This window comes from Streptomyces sp. NPDC023541, assembly GCF_055559995.1.
Genome location: NZ_JBVHJO010000002.1, coordinates 576,392 through 594,186 on the forward strand (window position 1 = coordinate 576,392; position 17,795 = coordinate 594,186).

Annotated in this window: 16 protein-coding genes and 1 pseudogene; 6 read left to right on the forward strand and 11 right to left on the reverse strand. The window is 74.5% G+C overall.

Features of this window, described 5'->3' with window-relative positions; genetic code table 11:
- Positions 1 to 78: 78 nt before the first annotated feature.
- The 4 genes from ACZ3X1_RS06670 to ACZ3X1_RS06685 all read right to left on the reverse strand — a co-directional run bounded on the left by ACZ3X1_RS06670 (position 79) and on the right by ACZ3X1_RS06685 (position 5,139).
- Positions 79 to 1,482 (reverse strand): hypothetical protein, encoded by a 1,404-nt coding sequence (locus ACZ3X1_RS06670; RefSeq protein ID WP_356812161.1) that lies wholly within the window; start codon positions 1,480 to 1,482, stop codon positions 79 to 81.
- Between the two features lie 185 nt (positions 1,483 to 1,667).
- Positions 1,668 to 3,605: a hypothetical protein gene (locus tag ACZ3X1_RS06675; protein WP_467277281.1), complete on the reverse strand. Its 1,938-nt coding sequence runs from the start codon at positions 3,603 to 3,605 to the stop codon at positions 1,668 to 1,670.
- A 56-nt stretch (positions 3,606 to 3,661) separates the two neighbouring features.
- Positions 3,662 to 4,459 carry a tyrosine-protein phosphatase gene (locus ACZ3X1_RS06680; protein WP_467277283.1) on the reverse strand — a complete coding sequence of 266 codons (798 nt, stop codon included), beginning with the start codon at positions 4,457 to 4,459 and terminating at the stop codon, positions 3,662 to 3,664.
- A gap of 92 nt (positions 4,460 to 4,551) precedes the next feature.
- Positions 4,552 to 5,139, reverse strand: a complete 588-nt coding sequence (locus ACZ3X1_RS06685) for a rhomboid-like protein (RefSeq protein ID WP_467277285.1) — start codon at positions 5,137 to 5,139, stop codon at positions 4,552 to 4,554.
- A gap of 63 nt (positions 5,140 to 5,202) precedes the next feature.
- Between ACZ3X1_RS06685 and ACZ3X1_RS06690 the strand changes: the two genes are divergently transcribed.
- Together ACZ3X1_RS06690 and ACZ3X1_RS06695 are read left to right on the forward strand one after the other, a co-directional pair.
- Positions 5,203 to 5,943 carry a hypothetical protein gene (locus tag ACZ3X1_RS06690; protein ID WP_467277287.1) on the forward strand — a complete coding sequence of 247 codons (741 nt, stop codon included), beginning with the start codon at positions 5,203 to 5,205 and terminating at the stop codon, positions 5,941 to 5,943.
- Positions 5,944 to 6,031: 88 nt separating this feature from the next.
- On the forward strand, positions 6,032 to 7,483 hold the full coding sequence (locus tag ACZ3X1_RS06695; RefSeq protein WP_467277289.1) for a PepSY-associated TM helix domain-containing protein: 1,452 nt from the start codon (positions 6,032 to 6,034) through the stop codon (positions 7,481 to 7,483).
- Between the two features lie 85 nt (positions 7,484 to 7,568).
- Here the strand turns inward: ACZ3X1_RS06695 and ACZ3X1_RS06700 are convergent, their stop codons facing one another.
- The 3 genes from ACZ3X1_RS06700 to glnII form a co-directional block, all read right to left on the reverse strand.
- On the reverse strand, positions 7,569 to 8,159 hold the full coding sequence (locus ACZ3X1_RS06700) for a winged helix-turn-helix domain-containing protein (RefSeq protein WP_356812167.1): 591 nt from the start codon (positions 8,157 to 8,159) through the stop codon (positions 7,569 to 7,571).
- Positions 8,160 to 8,498: 339 nt separating this feature from the next.
- A complete protein-coding gene (locus tag ACZ3X1_RS06705; protein WP_467277292.1) occupies positions 8,499 to 9,419 on the reverse strand; it encodes a DUF6891 domain-containing protein in 921 nt (306 codons plus the stop codon).
- Positions 9,420 to 9,522: 103 nt separating this feature from the next.
- Entirely contained in the window at positions 9,523 to 10,542 is a 1,020-nt protein-coding gene (glnII, locus tag ACZ3X1_RS06710) for a glutamine synthetase (RefSeq protein ID WP_356812169.1), read from the reverse strand.
- 258 nt (positions 10,543 to 10,800) lie between these two features.
- On the opposite strand from glnII, the gene ACZ3X1_RS06715 reads away from it, so the two are divergent.
- Positions 10,801 to 11,724 (forward strand): Gfo/Idh/MocA family protein, encoded by a 924-nt coding sequence (locus ACZ3X1_RS06715; RefSeq protein WP_356812192.1) that lies wholly within the window; start codon positions 10,801 to 10,803, stop codon positions 11,722 to 11,724.
- A 399-nt stretch (positions 11,725 to 12,123) separates the two neighbouring features.
- Here the strand turns inward: ACZ3X1_RS06715 and pdxR are convergent.
- Positions 12,124 to 13,490, reverse strand: a pseudogene (pdxR, locus tag ACZ3X1_RS06720) (MocR-like pyridoxine biosynthesis transcription factor PdxR).
- A gap of 86 nt (positions 13,491 to 13,576) precedes the next feature.
- Positions 13,577 to 14,068 carry a MarR family transcriptional regulator gene (locus tag ACZ3X1_RS06725; protein WP_362631286.1) on the reverse strand — a complete coding sequence of 164 codons (492 nt, stop codon included), beginning with the start codon at positions 14,066 to 14,068 and terminating at the stop codon, positions 13,577 to 13,579.
- A 63-nt stretch (positions 14,069 to 14,131) separates the two neighbouring features.
- On the opposite strand from ACZ3X1_RS06725, the gene ACZ3X1_RS06730 reads away from it, so the two are divergent.
- Together ACZ3X1_RS06730 and ACZ3X1_RS06735 are read left to right on the forward strand one after the other, a co-directional pair.
- Positions 14,132 to 14,995, forward strand: coding sequence for an alpha/beta fold hydrolase (locus ACZ3X1_RS06730; protein WP_356812171.1), 864 nt, complete (start codon positions 14,132 to 14,134; stop codon positions 14,993 to 14,995).
- 51 nt (positions 14,996 to 15,046) lie between these two features.
- Positions 15,047 to 15,877 carry a class I SAM-dependent methyltransferase gene (locus ACZ3X1_RS06735; protein WP_356812172.1) on the forward strand — a complete coding sequence of 277 codons (831 nt, stop codon included), beginning with the start codon at positions 15,047 to 15,049 and terminating at the stop codon, positions 15,875 to 15,877.
- Here the strand turns inward: ACZ3X1_RS06735 and ACZ3X1_RS06740 are convergent.
- On the reverse strand, positions 15,874 to 16,245 hold the full coding sequence (locus ACZ3X1_RS06740; protein WP_362631280.1) for an ArsC/Spx/MgsR family protein: 372 nt from the start codon (positions 16,243 to 16,245) through the stop codon (positions 15,874 to 15,876). The genes ACZ3X1_RS06735 and ACZ3X1_RS06740 overlap by 4 nt on opposite strands.
- Positions 16,246 to 16,352: 107 nt before the next feature.
- On the opposite strand from ACZ3X1_RS06740, the gene ACZ3X1_RS06745 reads away from it, so the two are divergent.
- A complete protein-coding gene (locus ACZ3X1_RS06745; protein ID WP_356812174.1) occupies positions 16,353 to 16,604 on the forward strand; it encodes a hypothetical protein in 252 nt (83 codons plus the stop codon).
- Positions 16,605 to 16,678: 74 nt separating this feature from the next.
- Here the strand turns inward: ACZ3X1_RS06745 and ACZ3X1_RS06750 are convergent, their stop codons facing one another.
- Positions 16,679 to 17,761, reverse strand: a complete 1,083-nt coding sequence (locus ACZ3X1_RS06750; protein WP_356812175.1) for a PP2C family protein-serine/threonine phosphatase — start codon at positions 17,759 to 17,761, stop codon at positions 16,679 to 16,681.
- Positions 17,762 to 17,795: the final 34 nt, after the last annotated feature.

Consider the following 17,795-nt stretch of genomic DNA (forward strand, 5'->3'; position numbering starts at 1 on the left):
CTGATGGGTACAGGGAGTGAGAAGACCCCTGCGCCCACTTCTCGCGCCCGCCGCCGCCCGGCGGGTGGGCCTGTCCGGCTACCGACCGGTGCTGCCGCTCGCGAGGGCCCACTCGCGGTTCAGGGAGCCCAGCGGGATCCGGCGCTCGAAGACGGGCGTGCCGAAGAGGGAGAGCTGCAGCTGGAGCTGACCGCTCAGGTCGAACCCGCCGTACAGCGCCCAGGCTCCGCTGACGGAGGCCTTGCCGTCGCTGGACGCGGCCGCCTTCACGTCGGCCTCGCCGCGCAGGTAGGGTGCGAAGTCGCCGGTGACGCCGACGGCGCCGTAGAGCCCGACGGACGCCTCGGCGCCGAGCGCGCCCTTGACCCGCCCGGCGGCGGTGACGGTCGCCCGGACCGGCGTGCTCTTCACGTTCGAGGAGCTGACCGGGGTCCAGCCCTTGCCGAAGGCGTAGCTGCCGCCGACCTTGAAGTCGCCCTGGACGTCCTGCTGGACGTCGAGGGTGACCTTGCCGTCGGCCTCCACCTGGATGTAGCAGGTCAGGCCGAGGTTGACGACGACCGGCACCGGACCGACCTGGATGACCGGCGAGGCGTGCAGCTTGGCGAAGGGGATCCGCTTGGGTGCTCCGGTGCTCGCGGCGGCGCGGCCCTGGAGCTTCCACTGCGAGGACCAGTCGCCGCTCATCCCGAGGAACGCGCCGCGCGGGCCGGAGCCGCCGCCCTGGGTGCCGTCGTAGGAGAACTCGACCTGCGGGGCGAGCTGGACGAAGCCGGAGACGGAGGCGCCGGCCGAGGCGGGGGCGTCCGGGGCGGTGTCGACGGAGGCGTTCACGTCGAGCCGCAGGTTTCCGAGCGGCAGCTTCGCGCCCTCGGGGCCGAATTTCAGGCCCTCGCTCTTGGCCCAGGAGAAGGTGACGCCCTTCATCAGGGGCTCGACGACCACCGACGACGGGTCGACGGGGACCTTGCCGTCGGCCTTGTCGTCGTTGAGGACGGCGGCCAGTGTCGTCGAGGCGGTTTTGACCTCGGTGCCCCGATCGGTCTTGCCGACGACCTCGGTGACCTTGGCGAGCAGGCCGTTCGGGGCGCCGGGCGCCGGGGCGCTGGCGATGACGTCACCCGCGGCGACGGGCTTGTCGGCCTCGGGCGACTTGTCCTTCGAGGGTGCTTCGGAGGGCCCCTTCGGCGGGGCCTTGGCTATGACGGCCCGTCCGGTGGCCGCGTCGTACGAGGCGACCTTCAGCGTGGACTTCTGCGTCCTGCCCTTGGAGCCGCCGCGGGCGACGGCCGCGGGCGTGGGCTCGCCCTGGGGTGCGGCGGCCACGTCCAGCTGCTGTGACGTGCCGTCGGCGGACGGGGTGAGGGGGGCGGGCGCGGCCGGTTCGGCGGCGCCGGTGTGGGATGTCGATGCGCAGCCGGTGGCGGTGAGCGCGAGGGCGGTCAGACCGGGGAGGAGGAGGCTGCGGGCAAGCGTGCGCACGTGGTGGACCTTCAAAAGGGGCGGGGTGTGGGGGATTACCAAGCGGTAACCGGTATCCGATCATGCCATGCGTGCGCAGTGACCGTCATGTCCGGATCCCGCCAACTCCCTTCAGCTGCTTGGTCGTTGAATCTTCACGCGACTTCGCGGCTGTCCCGGCACGCGCCCATGGCCCGCCCCGGCGGTCAGCGCAGCACGCCCGCCTTCGTCCCGTCCGTGAGCTTCCCCGACAGGTCGACCTGCGCACCCGCCGGCGCCTTGACCGCCAGCCGGTTGCCGTTCGCCGAGCCGCTCACCCCGCCGCCCGACACCGACAGCGAGGTGAACTGCGCGCTGCCCGCCGCCAGGACGTACCACTGACCCGCCCGCGACTTCCACAGCACGCCCGCCAGCACCCGCGGCTCCCGGGGCCCGCACGCCGCGGCCCCTTCCGCGGCCGCCGCCTGCGCCGCCGCGGCCGAGCCCGGCGCCAGGAACTGGGCCTGCACACGGTCCGCCGCGCCCTGCCAGGTCTCGGCCCGCGTACAGAGCCAGGTCGCCGTCCCGTCGCCCTCCGGCAGCGGCTGCTTCGCGTACGTCCAGGCGTTGACCGCGCGAACCCCGTGCGAGCGGACCGACGGCAACAGGCAGGCGATCCTCGACCAGTCCGCGAGCTCCGCGGCCTCCGTCACGTTCCGCTCGGCCCCCGGCGCCCCCGAGGTGAGCCGGGCCGGGGTCAGCTCGCCCAGGTCGGTGATCAGCCGGGTGGCTCCGTCCCCGGTCAGGGACAGGGCGTTCCAGCTCGTGCAGTCGCCCGTGGGCGCCGGACCCGGCACCGGCGGGGTCACACCGTCCTGGGTCGGCTTCAGCACCGTCGCCGGGCCGCCGGGCTTGAGCAGGTCCCGCAGGGCCGCCCCCGTCACCCAGGGCGCGGTCAGGTAGCGGACGTTGCCGTCGACCCGGCTCACGACCAGCGCGGTCGCGGTGTCCGCCGAGGCGCCGTCGGTCCGGGCGAAGTCCAGGGCCGCGCCCGAGGGCCCGGAGCGCGGTTCGGCGTAGCGGACCACGCGCAGGCCGTCGTACAGCAGGACCACCACGGCCTGGTCGACGGTGCCCGCGAACAGCAGCTGCGCCGGTCCCATCGGCGGCCCCGACGGGGTCCCCGGGGTGGCCGACACGACCACGGAGGAACCGGGCCGCGCCCAGACGGCCAGCGCCCGGCGCAGCAGCGCCGTGTCGTCCGTGCGGTCCCCGCGGGCCGGCCAGGTCGAGAAGTCCGTACGGGAGGACGTGTGCCAGAGCGCGGGCGCGGCCCGGACCAGCTTCGCGGGATCCAGGGCCTGTTCGGCGGCGGCGTTGCGCGCGTACGGCGGCGCGGCCGCCCCGTCCGCGCCCCAGCCCCCGCCGGGCAGCGCGAGCAGCGCCCCGCACACGGCGAGGGCGGCTCCGGCGGCCAGCGCGGCCCGCGTCAGGCGGCGACGCCGCAGCAGGTCGGTGGGCCGGGCCTGGAGCACGCACGGGTCGAACTCGGGGGAGGCGAACAGCGCGTCGTTCGCCGGATCCCCGGACTCCCGGACCGCCGCGGCCGGATCCGGGACACCGGCCTCGTCGAGCACCCGCAGCACATCCGTCTCGGGCAGCCGCTCCAGGGCCCGCAGCACGCAGGCGGCCCGGCCGGGGCCGTCGAGGGTGGCCAGCCACTGGTCGAGGGCGAGCTCCTCGGCCCCGCCCGAGCGGGGGAACAGCCGCAGGCCCCACACCTGGGGCAGCACCGGCGGGAGCTGCGCACGCCGCGGCAGCGCCCGGAACGTCATCGGGAGCCCCGCCTCCAGGGCCGCGCGGAGCACCCGCAGCCGGACGTACGCGTACCCGGAGTCCTCGGGGCCGCCCCGCTGCCCCGGGACCCCGCCCTGCACGGCCGCGGCGCCGGCCGCGGCGTCCCGCCGCCCGCGTGGCAGCGCCCGCTGGACCAGCGAGTGCGCGGTGAGTACCCGCCGGTTGCGGCCGAGGGTGGGGGGCAGCACCAGATAGGCGAGCCGCACCAGCCGCGGATAGTGCTCGACGATGGCGGCCTCGGCCTGCTCGACGTCCGGCGGCACGGACACGGGGGGCAGGGGGCGGGTGGCGGTATCCGGCGCAGTCACGTTCAGCAGAACGAGCGAATCGTCGGATGGTCACCCCCTGCGCGCCCGGGGCGGGCTCAGCCCGCCAGGCGGCCCCGCAGCGCCTCGACCGTCTCGTCGGGGACGCCGAGTCCCTCGCGCGCGTACTTCTCCATGGAGCCGTAGCGGGTCTCGACCTCGTCGAGGGCGGCCTCCAGGTAGGAGGGGAAGACCCCGATCAGCGCGAGCGCGATGTCCGGGTTGCCGCCGGCCGCCGTGAAGCCCTCGATCATCGGGGCGAAGGCCTGCTTGACCGCCGGGTTCACCGAGAGGTACTCGGCCATCAGGGTGTCCTCGTCAGCGCCGAGCAGCGACAGGATGACGGTCGCGCCCCAGCCGGTGCGGTCCTTGCCGGCCGTGCAGTGGAACAGCAGCGGGCCGGCCTGCGGGTCGGCGGCCTCGGTGAGCAGCATGCGGTAGGCGGCCTGCGCGGAGCCGGAGTGCACGAAGGACCGGTAGGTGTCGGCGAAGAGGGCCTGCGCCTTGCCGCCGCCCAGGCGCTCCTCGGCCACCACGGGGTCGGAGAGCAGGTCCTTGAGCTGCGCGGCGGCGGGCTTCCTGCCGGCGTCCCGCAGCTTGTCCGCCAGGACGTCGCCGATGAGGAGCCGGGCCCCGGCCGGTATGCGGTCGGGGTGGTCGGCGCGCTCCGCGTCGGTGCGGAGGTCGATGACGGTACGCACGCCCAGCGCCGCCACCACCGGGTCGGCGTCGAGGTCGAGCCGGTCGAGCTGGCCGGAGCGCAGGACCAGGCCGTGTCGTACGGTGCGGCCGCCGGAGAGCGGGGTGCCGCCGAGGTCGCGCAAGTTGGCGACGGTGGTGGACGGGGTGGCGGTCATCGTGGCGGCTCCAGCGGTGTTCGAGTTACTCGTGTCATGCGGTGTCGCGGTGCTGCGGTCGTACGCGCGGCTCGGTGCGACGGTGGGACGATTCAGGTCATTTTCTGATGTTTCGCACCAGGGAGACAGTCGAGGGCCAGCGAGACCCCTATGCCGATCCCGAGCGCCGCGAGGTGCCCCGCGTCCGTGAAGGTCCGGCCCCGTCTGAGGGCCGGCGCCGCCGCGAGCGCCAGCAATCCGGCCCGGGCGGTCGTGCGGACGGCCCCGCGGGGCAGGGCGGAGGTCAGCGCGCCGAGGACGGCGTTGAATCCGTAGCTCGTCCCCACGTCCAGGGCGCGCCGGGTCGCGGAATCGGTGGTACCGCGCAGCGCCCCGTACACGAGGAGGGTCGCGGAGGCGTGCCCGAAGAGGAACACGGCGGCCGTCCACCAGGCCCCGTAGGCGTATTCGGCGTAGCCGAGCACCGCGACCAGCAGCAGTGCGTACGGCAGGGGCATCGGTTCTTCGACGACGAGGGCACTGCTCAGCAGGGTCTCCCAGCGCCCGGCGGCGAGATTGTCGACGTTCGTCGAGCAGTCCCGGAGCAGCCGCTCCCGATCGGCCGGTCCGGTGCGCTCCAGGGCGTACGCCCCGAGCTGGACCGCGCCGGCGTACACCGCGCCCCATGGAATTGGATTCACATGCTCATGATCGGATAAGCCCCTGGTGGAAGCCAAGGGGCGGCGTGCGAACATGTCCCGGCCATGTTCGAATCCTTCGCGCCGCTGCGCGCCACCCGAGCCGCGATGTTCGCGGCGGTGTGCGTCGTCCTGGGCGCGGTGGGGCATTCGTACATGTCCGGCAAGGACATCCCCTTCTTCGGCCTTCTGGGTGCTTTCGCGGTGACCTTCGGCCTCGCCCGGCTCGCCGCCGGACGACGGCGGGGACCCGTCGGGATCGCCGCGGCGGTACTCGCCGTCCAGGGCGTGCTGCACCTCGTCTTCTCCGGCAGTCATGCGGCGGGGACCGCCACCGGGCCCGGCGCCGTCCAGCACCACCACGACATGTCAGCGGCCGACGCGGGCCTGACCGCCGCCGGGGCCCCCGGCGTCGCCGATGTGGCGGGCACGGCCGACATGACCGCCATGGCCGACATGGCCGGGACGGCCGGTCACGGCGGCGCCGGGATGATCGCCGCGCACGTGCTCGCCGGGCTGCTCTGCGCCGCCTGGCTCGCGCGGGGCGAAGCCGCCGTCTTCCGGCTGGCCCGCGTCCTGGGCGCCGTCGCCCTGCATGCCGCCCGGCCGCTCGCCCGCGCGATCGACCTGCTGCGGGCCCGGGTGGCGGCCGTACCGGCCCCGCCCGCCTCCCCCGCCCCGCACCCGCACCGGCGGGCGCGCCGACTGCGCGGAGCGGTCCACGCCCACGCCGTGGTGCGCCGCGGGCCGCCCCGGAGCGGCAGTGCCCACCGCTCCACGGCCCCCGGCCGTCCTGCCCGCGCCTGATCCGGCGCACCTCCACGGCGCGTCCGTGAGAGGGGAGGCGAGGTCCGGGGCCGCAGTCCCCATGCCTTCGCCAACCCCTAGGACCAACATGTCCCTTGACGAGGTTCAGGACGTCCGCACCCCGGACTCCGATCCGCCCGCCACATCCAAGAGCCCCAGCGGCAGCTGGGCGGCCGTACGCCCGCTGCTCCTGCGCATGCACTTCTACGCGGGCCTGCTCATCGCCCCGCTGCTGTTCCTCGCCGCCGCCACCGGGCTCCTGTACGCCGCCTCCTGGCAGGCCGAGAAGATCGTCTACGCCGACGAGCTGACCGTCGCCCGCGTCGGCGACGGCACCCTGCCGCTCAGCGCCCAGATGGAGGCGGCCAAGGGCGCCGCACCGCAGGGCGAGGTCGTGTCCGTGTGGCCCGGCCCCGACGCCGAGGCCACCACCCGGGTGATCATGGACAATCCGGGCCTCGCGGAGGGCGAGACCCTCACCGTGTTCGTCGACCCGTACACCGCCGAGGTGCGCGGGCAGCTCACCACCGTCGGCGACGCGCTGCCGCTGCGGGCGTGGCTGAGCACGTTCCACTCCAACCTCCAGCTGGGGGAGTTCGGCCGCAACTACAGCGAGATGGCCGCCAGCTGGATGTGGGTGGTCGCGCTCGGCGGCCTCGCCCTGTGGATCGGCCGCCGTCGCAAGCGCACGGCGCAGCTCGTCCTCCCGGACCGGGGGGCCACCGGGCGGCGCCGGACCCTGTCCTGGCACGGGGTCGTCGGCCTCTGGTCCGTCGCCGGACTCGTCGTGCTCTCCGCCACCGGCCTGACCTGGTCGAAGTACGCCGGTGAGAACATCGGGCAGCTCCAGGACGGCCTCGGCGGGGCCACTCCCGCCGTCTCCGCCAAGCTGAACCCGGGAGCGGGGGCCGGCGGCGCCGACGAGCACGCCGGCCACCACATGCCCGAGGGCACGCAGATGCCCCCGCCCGCGTCCACCGCCGACGTCGGCATAGACCGCGCCGTGGCCGCCGCCCGTGACGCCGGCGTCACCGAGGCGATCCGCGTGACCCTGCCCGCAGAGGGCAAGGGGTACGTGATCAAGGAGCAGGACAAGCAGGTGCCGGTGCACCTCGACACGGTCGCCGTCGACCCCGCCGACGCCCGGATCATGGACGAACTGCGCTTCGCCGACTATCCCGTCCTCGCCAAGATGACCCGCTTCGGCATCGACCTGCACATGGGCCAGACCTTCGGCCCCGCCAACCAGATCGTGCTCGGCGCGCTGGCCGTCGCCGTGATGTTCCTGATCTTCTGGGGCTACCGCATGTGGTGGCTGCGCCGGCCGACGAAGGACCGCACGCTGTCGGTGGGCCGCCCCCAGCCGCGCGGCGCCTGGCGCAAGCTGCCCGTGACCGTGCTGCTGCCGCTGGCCGCGGGGACCGCGCTGGTGGGCTGGTTCATCCCGCTGCTCGGCGTCAGCCTGGCCGCCTTCCTGGTGGTGGACCTGCTGCTCGGTTTCGTGGCGCGCCGTCGGGCGGCGGCGGCCGCGGCCGCGTAGCGCGGGACCGGTGAACGCGGTGGGCCCGTACTCCCCAGGGGAGTACGGGCCCACCGTCGTCGTCGGGTCGGTCAGGGGGCGGGGGTCAGGGCGCGTACTTGTAGCCCACCCGGCGCACGGTCTGGATCGCACCGCGGTGGGAGCCGCCCAGCTTGCGCCGCAGCCGGGCGATGTGGACGTCCACGGTCCGGCCGTCGCCGACGTGGCCGTAGCCCCAGACCGTGGTGACCAGCTGGTCCCGGCTGTGCACCCGGTGCGGGTGCTGCACGAGGTGGGCCAGCAGCTCGAACTCCAGGTACGTCAGGTCGAGTACGCGCCCGTCGACCTCGGCCGTCCGCTGCGCCGCGTCGATCCGGATCAGGGCGTCGTCCTCGTCGGGAGCGCCCGCCGGGCCGGGGACGGACTGCACCGGGGCGGCCACGGCCTGCGGCGCGAAGGCGATCGGAGGCTGCTGGTCGGCCGGTACGAGGACCAGGTAGCCGACCATCGGCGGCTGGCCCGGCAGCGCCGGAAGGGTGTGCTGGGGCGCGGGCAGCCAAGTGGCGCCGGGCGGTAGGAAGTCCACGACCCGGGCCACCTCGTCCCGGTCGACGGCGCGCAGCCGGTGGCGGGGACTGGGCGGATGGGCAAGGGAAGCGGCGGTCGCAGCGGAGGTCAGGGAGCGGGTGTTCGCCATGAGTGGTCAGCTCTTTCACGCGGAGTGGTCGGCAGGAGACGTGCGTGCGTCATCGATGTCGTACCGCGCAGACCGAAGGCCTCGGGGAAACCCGGAGGAGAGGTCCCGGAGGCTTTAGAGGGCCGGCGCGTTCTTCGCGCGGCAACACTCACGATCGAAGTCGTGGTCCTGACGGGACGGCCAGAACGGCTCGAGGTCGCTGCGACCTGACGAGGTGTGCGGGTGGCTGGCCATGGCCCCATTCAAGCAGAAGTGCCGGCTCCGGGGCAGGCCGCGTCTCGTATCGCGGACCAATGTCTCGCCATTCGATCCCCATGCCCGGCAAACCGGGGCAATCTATCAACTGGCCAACCGCTTCCGCCAGTCCAGTCCCGTCACCCGTATCGCATCGTGGGCAGAGCCGCCCCACGCCCACGCGAGCCCCTCGGCGGTGAGCGCCGCGACGACCTCCCGGCCGACCGAGGCCGTGAGGGCCTCGTCGGACTCGAACCCTCCGTACAGCAGGAACAGGTCCTGTCCGGCGGCCGCCCCCTCGGTGGCCTGAGAGTGGAAGAAGACGAACCCGCGCGCGTCCTGCGAGCCGACCGCCCGGATCTCGCCGAGACCGCAGCGGCGACAGCACGTGAAGTTCTCCCGCGCCGTGATGCCGGAGGCCTCCAGGGCGGCGAAGGCGCGGGTGATGCGCTCCGGATCGGTCGTGCCCTCCCACTCGGCCTGCTCGGCCACCCGCTCCCGCCACAGCCGCTCCACGAGCTGTGCGGCCTGGTCGCGGGAGACGGGCCGGACGTCACCGTCGACGAGGTGGTCCTCGGCGGACTCGGTGAGTGCGTCCCGACTGTCGTAGCCGCAGCGCAGCCATTCTCGGACGGCCTGCGCCAACTCCCTTTCCACCTGCGGATCGAGCGGCGCTGCGTCGGCGCCGGCGGGCTCCGGTGGGAAGTCGAGGCGCTCCCAGCGCGGGCCGGTGTCCCAGTCCTCCTCCCCGCGGGCCCAGCGGGCCATGACCGTCGCCGCCTCGGCCGCCGTGGGCAGGTACGCCCGGAAGTGCCGGTCGGCGGAGCCGGCGCGGTGCTCCAGCTGGTAGTCCCCGCCCTCGTCGTGCCACACCTGTATGTACTCGTCCGGATCCGCCGTCAGCCGCTCGACGATGACGAAGTGGTCCCCGTCCGCGCCGATGCGCGCCACGAGTTCGGACAGAAGGCCGAGCGCGGGCCGTTCGTACGACTCGCCGCGCTCCGTGTGGAGCCTGATCGCCAACATGGGTCCACCGTGCCACCCGGCACTGACAACGCCCGCCGGGCCTCGGGAGGCTCGGCGGGCGTCGCTGTCGGCGTCGTGTCGGTGTCGGCGCCGGGCGCGGCCGTCAGGCCAGGCCGTCCTTCTCCAGGCCGGTGCAGCAGGTGTCCGTGATCAGGCGGGTCACCACGTACGGGTCCACGTTGGCGTTCGGGCGGCGGTCCTCGATGTAGCCCTTGCCGTCCTTCTCCACCTGCCACGGGATGCGGACCGAGGCGCCGCGGTCCGAGACGCCGTAGCTGAACTCGTTCCACGGGGCCGTCTCGTGCAGACCCGTCAGGCGCTCGTCGATGCCGGCGCCGTAGTTCTTCACGTGGTCGAGCGGCTTGCTGCCCTCGCCCAGTGCCTCGCACGCGGAGATGATCGCGCGGTAGTCCTCGCGCATCGACTTCGTGGAGAAGTTGGTGTGCGCGCCCGCGCCGTTCCAGTCGCCCTTGACCGGCTTCGGGTTCAGCGTCGCGGAGACGCCGAAGTCCTCGGCCGTGCGGTAGAGCAGCCAGCGCGCGATCCACAGCTGGTCGGAAACCTCCAGCGGGCCCACGGGGCCGACCTGGAACTCCCACTGGCCGGGCATGACCTCGGCGTTGATGCCGGAGATGCTCAGGCCCGCCGCGAGGCAGTGGTCCAGGTGCTTCTCGACGATCTCGCGGCCGAAGATCTCGTCCGAGCCGACACCGCAGTAGTAGCCGCCCTGCGCGGCCGGGAAGCCGCCCACCGGGAAGCCCAGCGGACGGGCGCCGTCGAAGAAGGTGTACTCCTGCTCGATGCCGAAGATCGGCTCCTGGCCGGCGAACTTCTCGGCGACCGGACGCAGCAGCGCGCGGGTGTTCGACTCGTGCGGGGTCATGTCGATGTTCAGGACCTCGCACAGCACCAGGACGTTGTCGCCGCCGCGGATGGGGTCCGGGCAGGAGAACACCGGCTGCAGGACCCGGTCGGAGGCGTGGCCCTCGGCCTGGTTGGTGCTCGATCCGTCGAAGCCCCAGATCGGCAGCTCGGCGCCGTCGGCCAGGATCTTCGTCTTGGAGCGAAGCTTCGCCGTCGGCTCGGTGCCGTCGATCCAGATGTATTCAGCCTTGTAGCTCACGGGGCCCCATCCTCAGACTCTGCGGGTGCTGCTTCATCGCTGCGGTGTTGACCGCAGCGTGCCCGCCCGCGATTTCTCTTCCGTTGCCCGTGTGTGAACCCCGTGTTACCGAGGTTTACGCCGCTGGTCGGCCGACGTGTGCGGGTTGACGGTCGAGCACCCGTCCGAGTGGGGCACACTGGCCGCGTGAGCATTTCGTCTGATGTGAGCCCCGCCGGAGACCGTGCCGGAGGTCCCTCCGGGTCCGCCGCCGAGACCATCGCCGCGACCGCAGCCGGTCGGGCCCCCGCAGGCCCCCGCCCCCGGGTCGGACTGCTGGGCACCGGCCCCTGGGCGCACCGCACCCATGCCCCCGCCCTCGCGGCGCACGCCGGCTCCGAGTTCGCCGGCGTGTGGGGCCGCCGGCCCGAAGCCGCGGCGGAGCTGGCGAACGAACACGGCGTGAAGGTGTACGAAGACCCCGACGCGCTGTTCGCCGACTGCGACGTCGCCGCCTTCGCCCTGCCGCCCGACATCCAGGCCCCGCTCGCCGTGCGCGCGGCCGCCGCCGGATGTCATCTGCTGCTCGACAAGCCCGTCGCGACGACGCCGCAGGACGCCCGGGCCGTCGCCGACGCGGTCGCCCGCCACGGGGTCGCCTCCGTGGTCTTCCTCACCCTGCGCTTCGCCGAGCCCACCGCGGGCTGGGTCGCCGAGCAGGCCGGCCGCACCGGCTGGTTCACGGCGGCCGCGCACTGGCTCGGCGCCGTCTTCCCGCCCGACGGCACGCCCAGCGCCTACGCCGACTCGCCCTGGCGCAAGGCCAAGGGCGGGCTGTGGGACGTCGGGCCGCACGCCCTGTCGGTCCTGATCCCGATCCTCGGGGACGTCACCGGGGTCAGCGCCACCCGCGGCCCCTCCGACGTCGTCCAGCTGGCGCTGCGGCACGCCTCCGGCGCGGCCAGCACCGCCGTACTCAGCCTGGGCGCGCCGAGCGCGGCCGCCGGGGTGGGGCTGGAGCTGCGCGGCACCGAGGGCGTGCACGAACTGCCCGGCTGGAGCGACGTACCGGGTGCCTACGGGCGGGCCCTCGACGCGCTGCTCACCGCCGCCCGGACGGGCGTGCCCGATCCGCGCGGAGCGGAGTTCGGCGCCCGGCTGACGGAGATTCTGGCGGAGGCGGAGGCGCAGCTGCCCGTGTGAGGCCCGGCTCTCCGTGTGAGGCCCGGCCCCCTGTTTGACGAGGGCGTTGGCGATGATGACGGCGAGGCCGATGGCGGCATCGGCCAGGCCGATCAACAGGGCCGAACCGGGCGGGCATCCCACGCGGAAGCGCCACGACCGAGCCCCGGGCGGACAGCAGGGGCCGTGCGCGAGCACGGCCGCCGCCGCTGTCACGAGCACCCGGCCGGCGTCGTGGTACGGGGTGAGGTCCCCGCCCTTCTGATCGAGCGCGGCCGGCAGACCACTGGCCAGGACCGTCCCGCACACCCCGCCGAGCATCCGGTCGACCCCCCGCCGTGACGGGGGGAACGGGTGCGGGGTGGGGCGAGAGGAAGGCGACCGGCCGGGCCGCCCGCTTCCGGCGTGCCCCCTCCGGCTCTACCGGCCCGCCACCGCTCGGCGGGCCACCTCCGCCAGGGCGTCCAGGGCGCGGCCGAAGGCCGCGTCCGGGGGCGCCGCGTAGCCGACGACGAGGCCCTCACGGGGCGGGGCCGGGTCGGCGGGGTGCCGGTAGGAGGAGAGGCCGTCCAGGGCCAGCCCCAAGGCGTCGGCCGCCGCGAGGGCCCGGGCCTCACGGCCCGGCGGGAGTTCCACCACGGCGTGCAGTCCGGCCGAGATGCCGGTGACCCGGACCTCCGGGGCGCGGGCGGCCAGTACGGAGACCAGCTGGTCGCGGCGGCCGCGGTAGCGCAGGCGCATCCGCCGCACGTGCCGGTCGTACGCCCCGCAGTCGATGAAGTCGGCGAGGGCCAGCTGGTCCAGCGCGCTCGCCCAGGACTCCCGCAGCCCCTTCGCCGCCAGCACCTGCCCGAGCAGGTGGTCCGGCAGGACCAGCCAGCCCAGGCGGAGCGCGGGGGAGAGGCTCTTGCTGAGCGAGCCCGCGTACACCACGTGCTCCGGGGCCAGGCCCTGCACCGCGCCGACCGGTTTGCGGTCGTAGCGGAATTCTCCGTCGTAGTCGTCCTCCACGATCACGCCGCCGGTGGTACGGGCCCACTCCACGGCGGCGGCGCGCCGGGCGGGCAGCAGGCGGCTCCCGGTCGGGAACTGGTGCGCAGGTGTGAGCAGCAACGTACGGGCCCGGGAGGGGAGTTCCTGGGTCCGGGCGCCGTCCTCGTCGACCGCGACGGGGTGCGGCCGGACCCCCGCGGCGTCGAGGATGCCGTGGTGGAAGGGGAGTCCGTACGCCTCCACGGCCCAGTCCCGGGGGCGCAGGGACGCGAGGAGCCGCAGCCCGTTGGCGAAGCCGGAGCAGATCACGATGTTCTCGGGGCCGGTACGCACGCCCCGCGTCCGGGACAGGTAGCCGGCCAGGGCCCGCCGCAGCTCGGGGCGGCCCCGTGGATCGCCGGGCCCGAAGGCCTCGGTGGGCGCCTCGGCCAGGGCCCGCCGGGCGCTGGTGGCCCAGGGGCCCGCGGGAAGGAGGCCGGGTCGGGCTTGCCCTGGAGCAGGTCGTGCCGGGGCGGTTCGGGTGGCGGGCCGGCCCCGGTGGCCGGCGCGGGCGGGCTCGCCACCCCCTCCGCGACCCGGGTGCCGGAGCCCTGCCGGGCCGTGAACCAGCCCTCGGCGACCAGTTCGGCGTAGGCGTCGGCGACGGCGTTGCGGGCCAGCCCGAGGTCGGCGGCCAGGGCCCGGTACGGAGGCAGCCGCGTCCCGCCGGCCAGCCGTCCGCTGCGCACGGCGCTGCGCAGGGCCCGGGCGAGGGCGGTGCGCCGGGCACCCTCGGCGGGCAGATCCAGGTGCAGGTCGGACCCGGAGGCGGAGGCGGAGGCGGAATCGGATCCGGGGGCGGAACCGAATCCCGGGGAGCCGGATACGGATTCGGATGCGGTCACGGGCGGGGCTCCGACGCGAAGACGGCATGGGTGGCCGTCAGGAAACGGCGGACGGTGTGCCGTTCGGCGGGGGCGAAGGAGTCCAGCACCTTCAGCACTCCGTCGATCAGCGGCCCGAAGAACTCCCGGCCCAGGCGGATCGCCCCCGGCTCCACCCGCAGCAGGATCCGGCGCCGGTCCTGGTCGTCACGGATCCGGGCCACGTGGCCGAGCCGCTCCAGCCGGTCGATCACGGCGGTGGTGCCGGCCGAGTTGAGGCCGAGCCGGGCGCCGAGCAGGCCCGCCGTGGCCGGCTCGGCCGCGCGGTCCGCGTCCAGCAGGCAGATCAGCGCCCGTACGTCGGTGGGGTGCATGCCGTTGCGGGCCGCGAACTCCGCCTGGCGCAGGCCGAAGTCGACGGTCACCGCCCGCAGCAGGTGCACCAGTTGCAAGTTGTCCGGTTCGCGATCGAGCGGGCCGGGCTCGGCCGGCTCGTGGTTGTCGGGCACGTCGCCTCCCCTTTAATATCTCGTTGAGCGAGATTATCGCCTGGCGAGACATTGGAGCAGCCCGTGTCCTCCCCCTCCTACTCCCCTTCTTTCCGCGCCGCCTACGACGAGGTGCTCGGCGGATGGCCCGGCCCCGTCGAGGCCGTCGACCTGCCGACTCCCTACGGGGTCACCCGCGTCAACAGCTGCGGCCCGGTCGGCGCCCCGCCGCTGGTCCTGCTGCCGGGCGGCGGGGCCACCTCCGCGGTGTGGGGCGCCTGCGCCGCCGCCGGGGCGGCCGCCACCCACCGGGTGCACGCCGTGGACCTGGTGGGTGAACCGGGGCTCGCCGTCCCGGAGCCGGGGCAGGCCCTGCGGACCGCCGAGGACCTGGCCGACTGGCTCGACGCAGTGCTCGACGGGCTCGGCCCGCGCGGACCGGTGACCCTCGGCGGGCACTCGTACGGGGCCTGGATCGCCGCGCACCACGCCGCGCGGCGGCCCGCCCGGCTCGGCCGCCTCGTCCTGCTCGACCCGACCCAGGTCTTCGCGGGACTGCGCCCCGGCTACGTCCTGCGCGCCCTGCCCGTGCTGCTGCGGCCCACTCCGCGGCGGATCCGCTCCTTCCTCGCCTGGGAGACCCGCGGTGCGGCCCTCGACCCGGCCTGGCTCCGGCTCCAGGACGAGACCGCCCGCTTCCCCACCGCCCGGCCGGTCACCGGTCCGCGCCCGGACCTCGGCCCGCTCGCGGAGCCGCCCGGCGGGCGGTCGGGGATCCGGGTGGACGTCCTCTTCGCCGGGCGGGCGCGCTGCCACGACCCCCTCCGGGCGGCCCGCGCCGCGCGCGGGGCGCTGCCGGGCGCGCGTGTCGAGGTACTGCCCGGGGTCTCGCACCACGCGCTGCCCCTGACGGCCGCCGCCGAGATCGCCCGTCTGCTCGCCGACTAGAGGCCCGCGCGTCAGCGGCGTTTCGATCCGGAGAGTCGCTATTTTCCTGACATGTCCTCCGGCCCGGCCCTCACGGCCCCTTCCGCCACCACCCCGCTCGCGTCCCCCCAGCCGCGCCTGCTGTACGACGCCTGTCCGCTCTGCTGCCACGCCGAGATCTCCGTCCTGAGGACCGGGGACTGCTCGCGCCACCCGCTCTACAAGCCCGTCGTCGCACCGGTCATGACCTGGATGCGCTGCGCCGCGTGCGGGCACGTCTTCACCGACGGCTACTTCTCGGACGAGGTCTCGGCCGAGATCTTCTCCGCGACCAACCCGAACCAGCAGCCCGGCGCCGGCTTCGAGCAGAACCGCTACACCTCGGCGCGCATCGTCGAACGCGTCGCGCGCTACGTCCCGGACGGCCGCTGGCTCGACGTCGGCTTCGGCAACGGATCGCTGCTGTTCACCGCCGAGGAGTGGGGCTTCGAGCCGCAGGGCCTCGATCTGCGGCCGTCGACGGCGGAGGGGCTGCGCCGGCTCGGCATCGAAGCGCACTGCGCCGACCTCACGGCGCTCGACGCCCCCGGCCGGTACTCCGTCATCAGCCTGGCCGACGTGCTGGAGCACATGCCGTACCCCGGCGAGGGCCTGGCCGCCGCGCACCGTCTGCTGCGCGACGGCGGCGTGATCTTCGCGTCGATGCCCCACTACGACTGCCCGGTCTGGCGCCTGCTCGACGCCGGCGAGGCCAACCCCTACTGGGGGGAGCTGGAGCACTTCCACAACTTCAGCCGCCGGCGCCTCTACGCGCTGATGGAGGAGCACGGCTTCGAGCCCCTCCACTACGCGGTCAGCGAGCGCTACCGCGCCTGCATGGAAGTCATCGCCCGCCGCGTCTAGGGAGTGCGGGACAGGGCGTCGCGGACGGCCTCTTCGGAGCGGGCGACCACGGCCGTGCCGTCCTCGGCGGTGATGATCGGGCGCTGGATGAGCTTCGGGTGCGCGGCCAGGTGGGCGATCCACCGGGCCCGTGCCCCGTCCGTCGCCTCGCGCGGCAGGTCCCGTACGCCGGTCTCCTCGGCCAGCGGGTCCGACGTGCGGGTGATGTCCCACGGCTCCAGCCCGAGACGGCCCAGCACCTCGCGGATCTCGTCCTCGGACGGCACGTCCTCCAGGTAGCGGCGCACGGTGTACTCGGCGCCCTCCGCGTCGAGCAGGGTGAGCGCGCTGCGGCACTTGGAACAGGCGGGATTGATCCAGATCTCCATGGCCCCGACCCTACCCGGGGCCCGTCTGGCCAGGGTCTTCTGTCAGTGGTCCCCGGTAAAATCGAGGGAGAACGACAGGAAGCCAACTACCGTTTGGGAGGCTGTAGATGGCCACTGCCAGCATCGTCCGGCCCGTCCAGAAGAAGCCGCTGCCGGCGGGCCTGCCCCGCGAGTGGTACGAGAGCCACAACCGCCGTCTGAAGGCGATGCGGCTGGCGATATCCCTGCTCGACTCGGGGACGTATGACGCCAAGCGCGCCACCAACCGGAAGATCCGGACGATGGCCGTCCGGACGGGGATCCACCGGCCGTCCAACGTCACCTGCAAGATGGTGCGCGCTTTCATCAAGGAGTCGTGACGGCTCGTCACCGCATGCCCCGGTCCTGCCCGTGCCCCCGCCCCTGACCACGGGCGGGGGCAGGGCCGGGGTCCTCACGGGCGGCCGTCGGGGGAGAGCAGCAGCAGCGCCACGTCGTCGCCCGGCCCGCCGTTCGTGAAGGCCGACAGGTCCCGCCACACCGCGCCGACCAGGCCCACCGGGTCCCGGGCCAGGACGGGCACCCGGGTCGCCAGGGGGTAGAAGTGCCCCGTCGCGTCCCGGGCCTCGGTCGCGCCGTCGGTGTGCAGCAGGAACTGGTCCCCGGGGAGCACCGGCAGCTCCACCACCTTCGGCGGATCCGGTCCGGCGAGCCCCAGGCCCAGCGGAGGGCCCGGCTCCACCGTCACCTCCTCCACCACCGCCCCGCGCAGCCGCAGCGCCGGCGGATGCCCGCACGACACGAACCGTACGAGGTCCAGCCCCGGCGGGAACTCCATCAGCACCGCCGTCGCGAACAGCTCCGGATGGTCCACATGGGCGTCGGCCGCGTCCGCCAGCAGCCGCCGGTCCAGCCGTAGCGCCACCGCCGCGAGCTCCGCGTCGTCGAGCACGGCCTCGCGGAAGGCCCCGAGCAGCGCCGCCACCGTGGCCACCGCCGCCAAGCCGTGCCCCTGCACGTCCGCGACCAGCGCCCGCACCCCGAACGGCCCCACCCGTACGTCGTACAGGTCGCCCCCCACCAGCGTGCCGCGCTGCGCCGCCCGGTAGAGGCCCGAGCAGCGCACCGCACCCACCCGGTCCGGCACCGGCGGCAGTACCGCCAGCTGGGCCGCCTCCGCCACCGTCCGCACGCTGACCAGCTGTTCGTCCCGGCGCTGGCGGACCCAGGCGATGACCACGCTGAGCACCCCGACGACGGCCACCGTCGCCAGGTCCGCGCCCCGGGCATGGGCGACGCCGATGTCGTGCACCCCCAGCAGCAGCAGGACGATGGCGGCGAAGGCCGCGGTCCCGGCCGCCCCGTAGGCGAACGCGGCCACCGGGGGCAGACCCGCCAGGAAGAACCCCAGCTCCACGTCTGTGGTGAGCGCCTGCGCCAGGACGAGCGCCACCAGAGCCGCCGCGGGCGCGATACGGGCCCAGCGCGGCGGTGGCTCGCCGCGCAGCCGGCCCGGCTCATCGCGTCCGCGTCTCACCCCTCCACCCTGGTACGGGGGCCGGGCCCGCGCA

Excerpts from the sequence above, each read along its gene's own strand:
- ACZ3X1_RS06680 (WP_467277283.1), bottom strand. The coding sequence starts at position 4,459 with ATGACCGCCACCCCGTCCACCACCGTCGCCAACTTGCGCGACCTCGGC.
- ACZ3X1_RS06690 (WP_467277287.1), top strand. The coding sequence starts at position 5,203 with ATGTTCGAATCCTTCGCGCCGCTGCGCGCCACCCGAGCCGCGATGTTC.
- ACZ3X1_RS06695 (WP_467277289.1), top strand. The coding sequence starts at position 6,032 with ATGTCCCTTGACGAGGTTCAGGACGTCCGCACCCCGGACTCCGATCCG.
- ACZ3X1_RS06700 (WP_356812167.1), bottom strand. The coding sequence starts at position 8,159 with ATGGCGAACACCCGCTCCCTGACCTCCGCTGCGACCGCCGCTTCCCTT.
- ACZ3X1_RS06705 (WP_467277292.1), bottom strand. The coding sequence starts at position 9,419 with ATGTTGGCGATCAGGCTCCACACGGAGCGCGGCGAGTCGTACGAACGG.
- ACZ3X1_RS06735 (WP_356812172.1), top strand. The coding sequence starts at position 15,047 with ATGTCCTCCGGCCCGGCCCTCACGGCCCCTTCCGCCACCACCCCGCTC.
- ACZ3X1_RS06740 (WP_362631280.1), bottom strand. The coding sequence starts at position 16,245 with ATGGAGATCTGGATCAATCCCGCCTGTTCCAAGTGCCGCAGCGCGCTC.
- ACZ3X1_RS06745 (WP_356812174.1), top strand. The coding sequence starts at position 16,353 with ATGGCCACTGCCAGCATCGTCCGGCCCGTCCAGAAGAAGCCGCTGCCG.